General features: G+C 42.3%; 10 protein-coding genes. 9 read left to right on the top strand and 1 reads right to left on the bottom strand.

Annotated features, from left to right (window positions below):
• The first annotated feature begins 17 nt into the window (after nucleotides 1-17).
• Nucleotides 18-656 (top strand): TolC family protein, encoded by a 639-nt coding sequence (locus tag BM192_RS20685; protein WP_088776009.1) that lies wholly within the window; start codon nucleotides 18-20, stop codon nucleotides 654-656.
• An 82-nt stretch (nucleotides 657-738) separates the two neighbouring features.
• On the opposite strand, the gene BM192_RS20610 is transcribed toward BM192_RS20685, so the two are convergent.
• The gene (locus tag BM192_RS20610; protein ID WP_051760264.1) at nucleotides 739-2670 is read right to left on the bottom strand and encodes a PAS domain-containing sensor histidine kinase; all 1932 of its coding nucleotides are present in this window, start codon (nucleotides 2668-2670) and stop codon (nucleotides 739-741) included.
• A 154-nt stretch (nucleotides 2671-2824) separates the two neighbouring features.
• Here BM192_RS20610 and BM192_RS01840 point away from each other — a divergent pair, with 154 nt between their 5' ends.
• The 8 genes from BM192_RS01840 to BM192_RS01805 all read left to right on the top strand — a co-directional run bounded on the left by BM192_RS01840 (nucleotide 2825) and on the right by BM192_RS01805 (nucleotide 14706).
• Nucleotides 2825-5173: a mechanosensitive ion channel family protein gene (locus BM192_RS01840; RefSeq protein WP_051760262.1), complete on the top strand. Its 2349-nt coding sequence runs from the start codon at nucleotides 2825-2827 to the stop codon at nucleotides 5171-5173.
• Nucleotides 5174-5217: 44 nt separating this feature from the next.
• On the top strand, nucleotides 5218-6015 hold the full coding sequence (locus BM192_RS01835) for an NIPSNAP family protein (RefSeq protein WP_037444577.1): 798 nt from the start codon (nucleotides 5218-5220) through the stop codon (nucleotides 6013-6015).
• 45 nt (nucleotides 6016-6060) lie between these two features.
• The gene (locus tag BM192_RS01830) at nucleotides 6061-6885 is read left to right on the top strand and encodes a hypothetical protein (protein WP_037444574.1); all 825 of its coding nucleotides are present in this window, start codon (nucleotides 6061-6063) and stop codon (nucleotides 6883-6885) included.
• Between the two features lie 24 nt (nucleotides 6886-6909).
• Nucleotides 6910-7287 carry a hypothetical protein gene (locus BM192_RS01825; protein ID WP_051760260.1) on the top strand — a complete coding sequence of 126 codons (378 nt, stop codon included), beginning with the start codon at nucleotides 6910-6912 and terminating at the stop codon, nucleotides 7285-7287.
• Nucleotides 7288-7396: 109 nt separating this feature from the next.
• Nucleotides 7397-11770 carry a CusA/CzcA family heavy metal efflux RND transporter gene (locus BM192_RS01820; protein WP_037445027.1) on the top strand — a complete coding sequence of 1458 codons (4374 nt, stop codon included), beginning with the start codon at nucleotides 7397-7399 and terminating at the stop codon, nucleotides 11768-11770.
• A gap of 13 nt (nucleotides 11771-11783) precedes the next feature.
• Nucleotides 11784-12917, top strand: coding sequence for an efflux RND transporter periplasmic adaptor subunit (locus BM192_RS01815; RefSeq protein WP_051760258.1), 1134 nt, complete (start codon nucleotides 11784-11786; stop codon nucleotides 12915-12917).
• A 99-nt stretch (nucleotides 12918-13016) separates the two neighbouring features.
• The gene (metN, locus tag BM192_RS01810) at nucleotides 13017-14054 is read left to right on the top strand and encodes a methionine ABC transporter ATP-binding protein MetN (RefSeq protein WP_280513374.1); all 1038 of its coding nucleotides are present in this window, start codon (nucleotides 13017-13019) and stop codon (nucleotides 14052-14054) included.
• Nucleotides 14047-14706 carry a methionine ABC transporter permease MetI gene (locus BM192_RS01805; RefSeq protein ID WP_037444570.1) on the top strand — a complete coding sequence of 220 codons (660 nt, stop codon included), beginning with the start codon at nucleotides 14047-14049 and terminating at the stop codon, nucleotides 14704-14706. The genes metN and BM192_RS01805 overlap by 8 nt, the downstream gene beginning before the upstream one ends.
• Nucleotides 14707-14718: the final 12 nt, after the last annotated feature.

Below are 14718 nucleotides of genomic sequence, written 5' to 3'. Positions count from 1 at the left end.
ATGAACTGAATACGCTGATGGGCAGATATCCGGTAAAGATTGCCAGAGATACTAATACGCTTAATGTGGCAATCCCGCAAAGACTTCATATGGGCCTGCCTTCTACAGTATTGTTATCCCGTCCGGATATCCGCGAAGCTGAACTGGAACTGAAAGCAGCTAAAGCTGACATTTATGCAGCAAGAAAAGCAATGCTGCCAGCGCTAACACTAACGGCATATTCCGGGTACAATGCCTTTAAATTGCCTTTACTATTTTCTCCGGGCTCCTTAGCATCTGGATTTTTGGGTGGCTTAACAGCACCTGTGCTGAATAGAGCGGCTATAAAGACCGAATTCAGTCAGGCAAACTCTGCCCAGTTAAATGCATATTATAACTATCAGCAGAAATTATTACAGGGCTATCAGGAAGTGAGCACACAGTTAAGTGCAATGGATAATTACCATCAGGCTATGCTGTTGAAGGAAAGACAGGTAAAGGAATTGAAGGAAGCACTCTCTACGGCCAACGACCTTTATCTCGCAGGATATGCAAGTTATCTGGAAGTTATCGTTGCACAGGGAAGTGTACTTGATGCTGAAGTGGAATTTGTACGGATGAAGAAGGCTTCAGGAACTGCGCTGATAAGTCTGTTCAGGTCTATCGGGGGCGTCTGATTTTAAAAATAGTTTTTTTAGTTTTGTTTTGGAGAGCCCTGTTGCTAACGCGCAGGGCTCTTTTTTAATTTTCAGACTTGATTCACTTCAGCGGCAGGCTGAAGTGAAATTCTGAGCCACTTCCGATGTTACTTTCTACCCATATTTGCCCCTGATGGCGGGATATAATTTCAGCACAAAGGTATAAACCGATGCCAAAGCCTGAGATATGTGCAGTGTGTTTGTTCTCTACCCGGTAAAATCGTTCAAAAAGTTTCTGCTGATCGTATATTGAAATACCTATTCCATGATCCTTAACCTGTAGTTCTACCTGTTTTTCTTTTAGAGAGCAGCTGATGGTTATATCTTTTCCGGCGGGCGAGAATTTCACTGCATTACTCAGAAAATTTGAAATCACCTGCCCGATTTTGTCCCTGTCTGCAGACACAATAATCTCAGGACAGGGTATAAAGATAAACTTATGTGTATTAGTAAAAAGCAGCATTTCATCAAGAACCTCGCTAACCAGTGCAGAAAAATCAAATTCCTGTGTAGTCAGATAAATTTTACCAGATCCTATTCTTGATACGTTTAGAAATCCGTTGATCATAACAGCCATTTTTTTAACCTGCTGGTTTGCTTTGGATAATGCGTTTACTGCAAAATCATCCTGTCGCTTTTCTGCCTTATTTAATAGGAGCTGGATATACGCAGTTAGAGAAGTCAGGGGTGTTTTTAATTCATGACTTACCATACTGATAAAATCATTCTTTCGCTGTTCGTCCTGTTTTCTTTCTGTAATTTCGAGTATGGTTCCTGAGAAATTCGCCGGTTTGCCTTGCTCCTCAGGATATAATCTTCCGGTAGATTTAAGCCATCTTAACTTTCCGTCATTACGACCTGTAACCGGATGTTCAATATCGAAATTAGTGCCGGTCGCAATCGCGTCCTCTACAGCCTGAATAACCAGATTTCTGTAAGGTTGTTCAATTTGCTGCATTGCAGCTTCGTAGGTCATTTCTTCTGACTCTTCGAAGCCAAAAAACTCTTTCATCCTCGTTGAAGGAATGAAATCCCTGGTGTTAATGTCAATGTACCATGTGCCCAGTGCGGCGGAGTTAATTGCCAGGCGCAGCATTTCTTCTGCTCTTTCAATTGACTTACGGGAAAGCACAGTTTCAGTTACATTTACAGCAACAACCATAATATGGTCTACCTGGTGCGCCTGATTAGTCATTGGCTGATAGACGAAGTTGAGATAGACTTCTTTGAGTTCCCCTTCATATTCTAAAACAACCATCTTCTCATTGCCATAATAGGGTATGCCCGTAGTATAAACCTCATTTAGGATGTCGGGAAAGGACTGGCCTATGATTTCAGGAAGTGCCTCCAGCACTGGGAGTCCGATAATTGATTCATTTTTACCCCAGATCTCCAGCATTTTATTATTAGCGGAGTCTATGATCATATCCCGTCCGGACAACAGGCCTATCGCTACAGGTGCCTCAGAAATTAGGTATTTAGCCCTGGATTCGCTGATTTCCAGCTTTTGGTTAAGTTGCCTTATTTCTATATGCCTTTCCTGCTGCTGTAAATACCCAATTTCTCTGTTTTTATATTCCCGGATATTTATTAACTGTTCTGTGATATTATAGGTGCTGAAAAGTAAGAAGTCGACTTTGGTGCCGTCAGCTGATACCGGGACGATCTCAATATGCCACCATTGTGGTTCTAACGTTCCATCGGGGTTTGGAACACTATATTTGAATTCTTTAAGTATGATTTTTTCATTCTTTTCTGCTGCGCTGATTAACGCCCCGCGGAATTTATTCAGACTTTCCATATCTGATTTTTCCAGCACAAATGCGTCCCAAAGACTTTGGTTCGTAATATCTCTTCCCTGTAGATTCTTCCCTTCTTTAAATGCTTGATTGCATGCCATTATCGTAAAATCCGGGACATTGGCTTTCAAGATCATTCTGGGGATTGGTGTATGAAATAAGGCCTGGAAAAAAGGGTCTTTCGGTAAATTCATCTGAGCATGTTTGGCTCTCTTCTATGCCAATTTTTATGCCACAATCAGGTTTTTCTTGTTTTAGTGACAGGCAGGGAAGCGTGGAAACCTTCGGAATTTTCATTTTACAAACCAATTTTGCATCTTGATAGTTATTAGTTTATAGATTTACACCATGTCAGAACGCCGCTTGAGGAGCCCTTATTCTTTCTTTCTGTTACTCACTATACTTTTAAGTCTTAATTTCTCTGAAGTATTTGGCCAAATCCAGCTTCTTCCGGTTAGGGATACGCTTCCTGCGTCTCAGGATACTGTTTTGTACCAAATCCAAAAAGCACAGGCAACACTTGACGAAGTAAACATCAATAATCAAAAAGGATTTAACATCGCGCGTATCCGGAGTGGTCTGGAAGAAATGGAACAGAATTTGGAACCTCTGGAAGCCGATCTGGAAACAAAAGATAAGACGCTGGATATGAAGAGTCTCCAGAGTTATGGACTCATTTTAAAAGACTCCCGTGCAAAATTAATGGACTGGCAGTCATTTCTGGCATCACATCATCACGACCTGCTCGCGCAGCAGCTCCGGCTAAAAACTTTCAGTAAAGATAGTACCCTGGCTCAATACGATGGCGACAGCAGTTACCGGCAATTATATGCCACTCAGATTGTGGATGTCCGTGGAAAATTAGCACTGGGGTTAATCACGGTAGCTACAGAATTAGATTCGGTGAGTACACTGCTTGCCGATGTTTCAGCTAGTTCCAGCCGGGTAAATAACCTGCAGGCTATGCTGGATGAACAGTTAAAGATATCAGGTAAGTCGCAATTAGGTAAAGAATCCCCTTATATCTGGTCTGCGCCACGCGTAGCCGAAGATATCAGCATTAAAGATTTACTGAACTCAACTTTTCAGGGGCAGAATAAGATCCTGAAGTACTTTATCCGTTCTACCTGGGATAACCGGATCCTGCTATTGCTGATCTCGGTTGCATTTTTTGTATGGGTTTACAGAAATTTGAAAAAAGTTTCCTCCCCGGAATTGAAGGAGGCTGTAGGAGAGGTTAACCTGCTCTACCTGAACCGGTATCCAATACTAGCGTCATTAATTTTTCTTTTTAATCTTACACCCTTATTTGAACCGGAGTCACCGGCATTTTATATTGAGTTGAATCAATTCTTCTTGCTACTGGTGCTCACAGCCTATTTCTGGAAAAAAGTAAAACCTGAAGAATTAAAACACTGGCTATTGAGTGTCGTACTTTATATGATAGTCATTCTCACTACTGTGGTAGTACATAGTGCTATATGGATGCGGTTATGGCTGCTTATTCTCAATTTAGGTTCGCTGTACCTGGGCGTTGTGTTTTACAGGAGGTTGCAAAGGGCAAATTTTGATCAGAAGCTCGTTCGTCCTGTGTTAATTATATACCTCATATTTAATGTACTGTCTGTATTACTTAATGTGTTTGGCAGGGTAAGCTTGGCAAAAGCTTACAGTATCACCGCTATTATCGGCCTGACCCAAGTGATAGGCCTCGCCGTATTTATTCAAGTGGTCATCGAAGCAATTGAGATTCAGATTAGGATCAGCGCCTGCAGTAATGGATTGTTTTCCAGAATCAACATTGCCAAATCGAGAGCTACCTTCTACAAATTGCTGACTGGTCTGGCTATATTACTCTGGATGCTTGTCTTTTTGATCAATCTGGGAATCGCTTCCGGGGTCTATAATTTTATTGAACAGGTACTTACTAAAAGCAGGAGTTTCGGCAGTATCAGCTACCAGTTGAGCAATGTTCTTTATTTTGTAATTATCATTTATATCTCTAATCTGCTACAGAAGTATGTGGGTTTACTTTGGTCGGGAAACAATCTGACTTTCGCCGGCAAAACAGAACCCAAGAGCTCCAAACTTGCGCTGTTCAGATTACTGATTATCGTAATTGGTTTTCTTTTTGCAGTGATGGCATCGGGTATTCCAGTAGATAAACTAACTGTTATGCTAGGTGCTTTTGGTGTAGGTGTAGGTCTGGGTATGCAGAATATCATCAATAACTTCGTTTCTGGGATTATTCTGATTTTTGAGAAACCATTTCGTATAGGTGATTATATCGAACTAGCAGAAAAAAAAGGTAAGATACAAGATATTGGTATCAGGTCAAGTAAAATGCTTACGGCGCAGGGTTCTGAAGTTATTATTCCCAACGGAGACCTGCTTTCAGGGCGGGTGGTCAATTGGACTTTGAGTAACGATTACCTTAAAACAGAACTTTTATTTAAAGTAAGTAATGAGACAGATCTGGATATGCTGCGCAAGCTCATTGAGTCCGAGGTTAAGAAGTCGACGGTAATTGTTAAAAGGCTTGCTCCTGAAGTATTGGTTAATGCGATCACTGCCGACGCTGTGGAATTGAAAGTGATGGTATGGGTAAACAGCGTATATCAGGAAGCTAATTTCAAAAGTCAGCTGTTCACGGCATTACTTGCGCAGTTTAAAACTTTAGGTATAAAAATTCTTTAATCATTGTATATCTTTATGCTGAAACCTTTTAATCAAGTATTTATATGACATCGTCCCGTTTGAAAGCCCTGCGTTTTTCAGGCTTAATCCTTTTATTTTTCACTGTTTTTAATTTTTCAGCTTCTGCATCTTCGGCGAAGCGCCAGTTTTATCAATTACAGGTGTTTCATGTAAAAGACCAAATGCAGGAAAAAGAACTTGACCAATTTTTGGCTGATGCCTACCTGCCTGCAGCGCATCGGGCAGGTTTGAGCCAGGTTGGGGTTTTTAAGACATTTGGAATTGATACGGCTGCAGTCAAGAAAATTTATGTGCTTACTGCTTTTAATTCACTGGATGAGCTTTTGAAAATTAATAAGCGGTTGGAACTAGACGGGGAATTGATCAAAAACGGTAGCAATTTTGTAAATGCTACTTATAATAAGCCTGCCTTCATCCGTAAAGAAGTTATCCTGATGGAAGCTTTTACCGGGATGCCTGTATGGAAAAAGCCTGAGCTTAAGGGGCCGAAGGAGAACCGGATTTATGAACTCAGGAATTATGAAAGTACTTCAGACAAACTTTACCGGAATAAAGTCGCAATGTTTGATAAAGACGAGATGGAAATTTTTGAAAGGATTGACAGTCATCCGATGTTCTATGGAGAAGTAATCGCGGGGAGCCGCATGCCCAACCTCATGTATATGACTGTATATGCAGACCGTACTTCCAGGGATGAGCATTGGAAAACATTTTCCGGAGATCCGAAATGGAAGCAGATTTCTACATTACCCGAGTATCAAAATAACGTTGCCGTTGTTGATATTACATTTTTAAGTCCCGCTGCGTACAGCGATTTATAGTTTTTTATTAAATTGCTTTTTTTGAATCCTATCTGTCTTTTATTTATGCTATTTCTACGTTCCCGTTATATTTTGGTATCTTTTGGTTTACTATTATTCTCCTGTAAAAGTTCAGTCGACACTGTAGTCCTGCAATCTCAGGTTCTTGAAACTGATACGGTTTTCAAAGCGCAAAAGAATGAAAAATCTGAACTTCGTGTTTTTAATATTCCGAACGCCGACGCGTCTGCTGGAGAGAATACCGGGCCGCAGGTTTTTAAACTAAATCTGGGTGATCAGCCGCTTGCTATACAACCTGATGCAAAGAATCCTGAAAAACTGATTACCGAATTTGCATTTGCTAGCTTTATTAATAGTCAGCATACTGCTGCTCTAGTACAGTTACAGGATAACAGCGGTCTTGTTGCTCCATTTTATATTATAAGTCTTGATGGTGAAAAGGCGAAAGCTTATAGCCTCTATCGCGGGTCGGAAGGTCCACAAGATTCGAGATTTACCAAGGGACAAAGTGAAATTGGACGGTCGGGATACCTGATTAACAATGATTTTTTTGTTACCAGGGTGGATGGAAGAGTCTATAAATTGGCGAGACAAGAGCCCGGGCAGCGAATTCAAGGTCTGCATTTTATGAATTCTGCAGATCGGCAGACACTTGTATTCCTGGTTAATTCTGCCTTATATCAGGTGCATTATCCGAGTGGGAAGACCTATACACAGCCATTACCAGCTTCAGCTCCTAAAAAGCCCTCTGGACTATTTGCATGGATTCAGCAAAATATGGTGTGGGAACGTGATAAGGATCAGATTTTATGGTTAAAATCCAGTGCTGCTGACAACAGGGTCAGAAATTTAAATGAGTTCAAAAAATAAGACTAAATTTTCTACTTTTGGGGCATGACCAGGTTTCTGCTCTTCTTATTGCTTTTTCAATTTGCTACTGATTCTAATATACTGATTCAGCTGGCAAAATTTCCTGTGCTCATTGAGCATTATCAGGAACATAAGCAGTTGAACAGCAAAGTAAGGTTCACTGAATTTCTCTCCATGCATTACTGGGGAACCGATCTGGATGACGACGACGATGATAGAGATAGTCAGCTCCCTTTTAAAAGCGTAGACGCTAAAATTGTTCATTTTTTATATTTTCAACCAGCCCGGATAATAGCCGTTAAAGCCGCCGCTTATGGTTTCTCCCGGTCTTATCCGCTTTACCGTTTTCAGGATTTTTCTGATCCTTTGGTTGGTGTGCTCTTCAAGCCGCCGCGCGTTTAATTTTAATCAGGATTTCTAATTTTTGCTGTGCCGGATGTGGTTTTACCATCCGATATGCGGGTGTATTCCTGTGCACAGTGTATTTCTGTTAAAATTGAAAAGCAGCACTATGCTCAATAGAATTATTCAATTTTCCGTTCATCATAAACTGGTGATAGGAATATTTATGGCTATCTGGATTCTTTATGGAATTTTTGAAGTAAGCCGTTTACCGATAGATGCAGTACCTGACATTACAAGTAATCAGGTACAGGTTATTACTACAGCCCCTGCACTGGGTGCACTGGATGTGGAAAGATTAATTACTTTTCCGCTTGAACAGGCACTCAGTAGTATTCCCGGGCTCAAAGAGAGCAGGAGTCTTTCCCGTTTCGGACTTTCGCTGATTAGTATCACATTCGAAGATGATGCTGATATTTACTGGGCCAGACAACAGATCACCGAACGTTTGCAGCAAGCAGAAATTACCGCAGCTGCAGGTAAACCGGAACTTGCCCCGGTGACCACTGGATTAGGCGAGATTTATCAGTATGTGCTGCGGCCAAAGCCGGGTTACGAAGGCAAGTATTCGCTGTCCGAGCTGCGTTCTATACAGGACTGGTCTGTCAGGCGGCAATTACTTGGCACTAAAGGCGTCGCGGATGTTTCCACTTTTGGCGGGGAATTAAAACAATATGAAGTCGCTATAAATCAGCACCGTTTACAGGCGATGAACCTGACTATCACCGATGTGTTCACAGCTCTTCAGGCCAATAACGGAAATACCGGGGGTGGTTATATTGAGAAGGGCCCTTCAGTTTTATACATTCGAACAGAAGGTCTTGCCGGGAGCATAGAAGACATCGGACAGATTGTAGTTCGCCAGAATACCAACGGATCTGTTGTTCTGGTTCGTGATATTGCAGATGTAAAAATTGGTGCTGCAATTCGTTACGGAGCACTTACATTTAATCACACAGGTGAAGTTACCGGCGCTATTGTCATGATGCTGAAAGGAGAAAACTCTTCCGAAGTAGTAAAAAATGTAAAACTTAAAGTTCAAGAGATTCAGAAAACCCTGCCGGAGGGATTACAGATCGAACCTTTTCTGGACCGTTCCAAGATGGTTAAAAATGCAATTTCCACGGTTGAGCATAATCTGCTGGAAGGTGCATTGATTGTGCTATTTGTTCTAGTCTTATTTTTAGGCAATCTGAGAGCAGGTTTAATTGTTGCTTCTGTGATACCGTTGTCGATGCTTTTTGCCATTATGATGATGAATCTTTTTGGTGTAAGTGGTAATCTAATGAGTCTTGGTGCATTAGATTTTGGATTAATCGTTGACGGAGCAGTAATTATTGTAGAAGCGATTCTGCACCATATGCATTTCTCCAGAAAATATCAGTATTCCGATGCGCTCAGCCCGGCTGAAATGAACGAGGAAGTTTCATTTTCTGCTTCCAGAATGATGAATGCAGCGGTTTTTGGGCAAATTATCATTCTGATCGTTTACCTACCTATTCTTTCGCTACAGGGCATAGAAGGAAAAATGTTTAAACCGATGGCTCAAACTGTAGCTTTCGCTATTTTAGGTGCATTTATCCTCTCACTAACATATGTGCCGATGATTAGCTCACTTTGCCTGAGCAGGAAAGTTAAGCACAAGCCTAATTTCTCGGACCGCATTATGGCCAAACTGGAAAATTACTATACCAGAGCTTTAACCCGCGTTCTTAGATTCAGAAAAATGGCGGTATTGTTCGCGGTGGCTTTGTTTGTTATTGCAATTGGCTTATTCATGAGAATGGGTGGCGAATTTATTCCGCAGTTGGAGGAGGGCGATTTTGCTGTCGAAACAAGGTTGCTGGTGGGTACAAATTTGAAAAAGACCACAGAAACTTTTTTGCAGGTTTCCAAAATAATAATGGATGAATTTCCAGAAGTGGAAAAAATTGTTTCCCGTATCGGAAGTGCGGAGATCCCAACTGATCCCATGCCTATTGAAGGCGGGGATATGATTATTGTAATGAAAGATAAAAAGGAGTGGACCTCTGCACATACTTTTCCTGATATGGCGACGAAAATGGCTGCTGCCGTACAAGAAGCAGTTCCAGGTGTAACAACGGGTTTTCAATTTCCTGTCCAGATGCGTTTCAATGAATTGATGACCGGAGCCAAACAAGATGTGGTATGTAAAGTCTACGGGGAAGATCTTGATCGTTTATCTGACTATGCGGAAATTATCGGTGGAATCAGTAAAACCGTTTCCGGTACAGCAGATTGGTATATTGAGAAGGTTACCGGTATGCCGCAGATAGTAATTCGTTATAACCGTGCCGAAATGTCGAGGTATGGGTTGGACGTCGAAACGGTCAATCGCGTTGTCAATGCTGCTTTTGCAGGTGCAGCCGCAGGGAAGGTCTATGAGGGAGAAAAAAGTTTTGACCTTGTGGTACGTATAGACGAAGCCGGACGCAAAAGTGTCGACGATGTAAGGAATTTACTGATCGGGAACCGGGTTGGGCAACAGATACCATTGAACCAGATTGCCGATGTTAATGAGATTGAGGGACCTAATCAGATCCAGCGGGAGAACGCGAGGCGTCGTATCCTGGTTGGTTTCAATGTTAGAGGGCGGGACGTACAGTCCATCGTCATTGAGCTGCAAGAGAAGATCGCAGCTAAATTAAAAATGGAACCTGGGTATACAATTGAGTATGGCGGTGCTTTTGAAAATCTTCAGCAGGCAAAACAGCGACTTAGTATTGCCGTCCCAGTTGCGCTGTTGCTCATTTTTGTGATGCTTTATTTTGCATTTTCTTCTGTAAAGGAAGCTGCGCTGATCTACTCCGCTATTCCGCTTTCTGCGATTGGTGGTGTATTTGGTTTGGTACTGCGCGATATGCCGTTCAGTATTTCTGCTGGTGTGGGCTTTATTGCATTGTTCGGTGTGGCTGTGTTAAACGGTATCGTTATGATTGCAGAGTTTAACCGGATCAAGCTGGAAGGTAAGGTAACAGATACGCTGGAGCTGGTCATTTCCGGTACAAGGAACCGGTTAAGGCCTGTATTGATGACAGCCGCAGTGGCTTCTTTAGGGTTTTTACCGATGGCCCTGAGTAACGGAGCAGGAGCAGAAGTTCAGCGCCCGCTGGCGACAGTTGTAATAGGTGGCTTGATTACAGCTACACTACTTACTTTATTTATACTGCCGGCTTTATATATGCTGCTGGATAAGGTCTCTGTGAAAGTCACAAAAAGTAAGACCTTGGTGTTGCTTCCTTTGTTCTTGCTGATGAGCCCCCTGATGGGACATAGCCAGCAGGTAAATATTGATTTAACTCAGGCGATCCGGATTGCCGAAAAACATAATTCAGGAATATTGTCTGCCAGGCTTGCCGAACAAGCAGCCGGTATCCGGAAAAATGCTGGTGCAGATCTGGCTAAAACGCAATTTAGCGCTGATTACGGCCAGATGAACAGTGTGCAGCGTGATACCAGGTTCGGTGTTTCACAGGCGCTGAGTTTTCCGGCAGTATACCGTAATCAACGTGGGCAGTTCGAGGCACAATATAACGTGTCTGCCTCCAGGAATAAACTCACTGTAATTCAGGTAAGGTCTGCGGTCAGATCTGCTTTTTCAGAAGTGATCTGGTTAAAAGAGAAACAAAGACTATTGCTTTACGCAGATAGTATTTACACTTTATTCGCAGCGAAGACAGGTATTCGTTTCAAGGCAGGTGAAGCAAATATTGTAGAAAAAACTACAGCTAAGCTGCACAGTGAACAGATTACCAGCCAGCTGGCACAACTGCAGGGGGATTTAAAAATCGCCCTGGAGACGTTTAACCTTGTTCTCCAGGATTCCGTTACTTATGTTCCATCCAGTAGTTCTCTGCGTTTGAAGGGAATTAGTGATTTGCAGGTTTATCCTGAATCGGAACATCCTCAGGTTCAGCTCGCAAGGGCGGCGGCCGAAGAAGCGAACTGGCGGTATAAAACCGAAAAAAGCAAGCTTTTGCCAGATTTTTTTATTGGATATAATAATCAGAGTATTAACGGTATTCAGAACGAAAATGGAATCGAGAAGTTGTACGGCAGCAGCAAACGGTTTTCATACGTAAGTGCAGGAATAAATATCCCGGTTTTTTCAGGTGCACAAACGGCCAAATCAAGAGCAGCGCGAGTGGAATGGGAGCAGGCAAAAGCGGATTTGAACTATAGCAGTAATGCTGCACGTGTTAATTATTTGAACGCGCTGTCTGGCTTAAAGAAGCATCAGGACGCACTCGACTATTATGAAAAACAAGCACTTAAAGATGCGGAAGTGATTATGACCGCGGCAGATCAGCAATTTGCAGGGGGAGATATTGATTATCTGCAATGGGTAATTCTTGCCGATCAGGCTGTAAGAGTCCGTAGCGAATATCTGGACACACTTAGTGCTTACAACCAGTCTGTTATCAGGCTTTTAGAGTTAAATACCCGGGATTTTAATAATTAAAAAAATAATCAGAATGAAAAACTATATCATATTAGGTGTTACCATTTGCTGTCTTGCATCTTGCTCTTCGCCAAAAAAAGAGCCTGCTGCTCTGCAGGTCCAGGAAGATACGACACTGGTGAGCCTCAATCCAGCGCAAATTAAGAACGCAGGGATTGTAATTGGTTCTCCAGTGGAAAAAGATGTAAATCAGGTTTTAAAGGTACAGGGAACGGTTGAGGTTCCCCCGTCAGGACTGGTTAGCGTGAGCTTTCCTCTAGGTGGCTACTTAAGAAGAACAACCATGGTGGCAGGTATGCCTGTTAAAAAAGGTCAGGTGCTCGGTATGCTGGAAGATATTGCTTTTATTCAGCTCCAGCAGGATTTTCTGCAAACTAAAGCTACTGAAGATCTCGCTTTACTGGAGTATAAAAGACAGGAAGAACTTAATAGGAGTAAAGCAAGTAGTGATAAGGTACTGCAACAGGCAAAAACGGCCTGGGAAACCCAAAGGATCAGTAGAAAAGCGCTAGCTGAGAAGCTTTCCCTACTAGGTATTAACGCTGGTGGACTTACAGCATCAAATATTTCAGGAACGCTTGCAGTTCGATCTCCGATAGATGGTTTCGTTTCTAAAGTGAATGTAAATCCTGGAAAATATACAGCGCCTACAGATGTTCTTTTTGAACTGATTAATCCGAAGGATATTCATTTGTCTGTTCAGGTATATGAAAAGGATCTTTCACGTTTGCGTACAGGACAAAAATTACTGGCCTACACTAACGCAAATCCGGATCAGAAATACTTGGGAACTGTTGCGTTGATTAGCAGGGATCTGAATGCCGACCGCATGGCGGAAGTACACTGTCACTTTACTCAGTCTAACTTATCGCTTGTACCTGGGATGTTTATGGTAGCAGAGCTTGCATTAGAGGGGCAACGGGCTTTGACCGTTCCCGAGGAGGCTGTAGTGAGATGGCAGAATTTATATTATGTATTTGTAGCTGGCGGCAAGCAAAGTTTTAATATGGTTCCGGTGCAACTGGGTAACCTGCAGGACGGTGGACAGCAGATCATATCAGCAGCAATTAGTCCGGATACCAAATTGGTAGTGGCTAATGCTTATGCACTCTTGATGAAAATGAAGAATACTGCGGAAGAAGAATAATGGAATCCTGGCGCAGGCTCTGCTTATTTAAGTCTATTGAAATACTAGAAATAAATCAATAATGCTTAGCTTGCGCCAAATTTGGCTAAATCGTATAAAATGTCTTTGATTGAATTAAAGCAAATCACTAAAAGATTTCATCAGAAGGGCAGGGTTACCACAGCACTTGATCAAGTATCATTAACTGTACCGGCAGGTAAAATTGTCGGCGTAATCGGGGCTTCAGGTGCAGGAAAAAGTACACTGATCCGCTGTGTAAACTTGTTGGAACGGCCTGATGAAGGAGAAGTGATTTTGGGCGGGGTAAATTTAATGCAGCTTAAACCTGCTGCCCTCGCAAAAGAAAGAAGGAAGATCGGAATGATCTTTCAGCATTTTAATCTGATGTCTTCCAGAACGGTTTCTGAAAACATAGCTTTCCCGCTCGAACTTGATGGTCTTTCGAAAGGAGAAATTTCGACAAGGGTGCAGGAATTACTGCAATTGGTTGGTCTGCAGGACAAACAGCATCAGTACCCGTCAAATCTTTCCGGCGGACAGAAGCAAAGAGTGGCCATTGCCAGATCGCTTGCTAGTAATCCGGGTGTTTTATTGTGTGATGAGGCTACAAGTGCACTCGACCCGGCAACTACCGCATCTATTCTTACGTTGTTAAAGGATATTAACCGAAGACTGAACTTAACCATACTGCTTATTACACATGAGATGGATGTCGTTAAAAGTATCTGTGATCAGGTTGCAGTGATTAGCGAGGGAAAGCTCATTGAACAAGGAACCGTAAGTGAGATTTTTGCGCATCCGCGCACCGATCTGACACGCGAGTTTATTGCTTCTGCTATTAATCTGGATATTCCAGAAGCTTATCTGGAACGTCTTAAAGAATTTCAGGAACCCGGAACCCGGCCTTTACTGAAACTCGAATTTACTGGTGGTTCGGCAGATAATCCAGTAATCTCGGAGGTGAGCAGGCTATTTAATCTGGACAATAATATAATCTGTGCACAGATTGAAAATGCTGGCGGGGTTAAATTCGGTATTATGGTAGTCGAAGTATTCGGTGAGGATAAAGATCATTTGGATGCATTGAATTTTTATAAGGAGAGAAATATAAAAGTGGAGGTCTTGGGCTATGTCTGAACAAATGATAATGCTGCTCATTAAGGGCACATGGGAAACTATAGTAATGACTTTTACAGCCGGTTTCTTTGGCTTCGTTATTGGTTTGCCGACGGGTGTGATGTTATATCTCACACAGAAGGGACAGTTGCTGGAGCGCCGCTCACTAAATAATGTTATCTCTTTTATTGTTAATATATTTCGTTCAGTACCTTTTATTATTCTGATTGTCTGGATGATTCCCTTTACCAGAATGCTGGTCGGTACGTCCATAGGTGTAGAAGCCGCGCTGGTTCCTCTGAGTATAGGAGCCGCCCCTTTTATCGCTAGAATGGTGGAGAATAGCCTGATGGAAGTTCCACTGGGGCTTGTCGAAGCTGCGAGAGCAATGGGCGCTTCTCCTTTTCAGATTGTAAGAAAAGTTTTATTGCCGGAAGCATTGCCTTCTCTGATTAATACAGCGTCTATTACCTTAATTACTCTGGTAGGCTATTCTGCAATGGGCGGGGCTGTTGGTGCTGGCGGACTAGGGCAGATTGGTTATCAATACGGTTATGTAGGTTATGATGTTTTCGTGATGAATACAGTCTTAATCCTGCTGGTTATCCTGGTGTTTATTATCCAATATTCTGGTGACTTTATAGCGAGAAAAACAGATCACAGAAAATCATAATATAAAAAGCAG

Origin of the sequence: Pedobacter antarcticus (assembly GCF_900112985.1) — a bacterium.
GTDB classification, from domain to species: domain Bacteria; phylum Bacteroidota; class Bacteroidia; order Sphingobacteriales; family Sphingobacteriaceae; genus Pedobacter; species Pedobacter antarcticus.
This window is presented reverse-complemented; position numbering and strand designations above follow the sequence as displayed.

Coding starts and splice junctions, on each gene's coding strand:
- BM192_RS01825 (WP_051760260.1), top strand. CDS start 6,910: ATGACCAGGTTTCTGCTCTTCTTATTGCTTTTTCAATTTGCTACTGAT.
- BM192_RS01820 (WP_037445027.1), top strand. CDS start 7,397: ATGCTCAATAGAATTATTCAATTTTCCGTTCATCATAAACTGGTGATA.
- BM192_RS01835 (WP_037444577.1), top strand. CDS start 5,218: ATGACATCGTCCCGTTTGAAAGCCCTGCGTTTTTCAGGCTTAATCCTT.
- BM192_RS01805 (WP_037444570.1), top strand. CDS start 14,047: ATGTCTGAACAAATGATAATGCTGCTCATTAAGGGCACATGGGAAACT.
- metN (WP_280513374.1), top strand. CDS start 13,017: ATGTCTTTGATTGAATTAAAGCAAATCACTAAAAGATTTCATCAGAAG.
- BM192_RS20610 (WP_051760264.1), bottom strand. CDS start 2,670: ATGAATTTACCGAAAGACCCTTTTTTCCAGGCCTTATTTCATACACCA.
- BM192_RS01830 (WP_037444574.1), top strand. CDS start 6,061: ATGCTATTTCTACGTTCCCGTTATATTTTGGTATCTTTTGGTTTACTA.
- BM192_RS01840 (WP_051760262.1), top strand. CDS start 2,825: ATGTCAGAACGCCGCTTGAGGAGCCCTTATTCTTTCTTTCTGTTACTC.
- BM192_RS20685 (WP_088776009.1), top strand. CDS start 18: ATGGGCAGATATCCGGTAAAGATTGCCAGAGATACTAATACGCTTAAT.
- BM192_RS01815 (WP_051760258.1), top strand. CDS start 11,784: ATGAAAAACTATATCATATTAGGTGTTACCATTTGCTGTCTTGCATCT.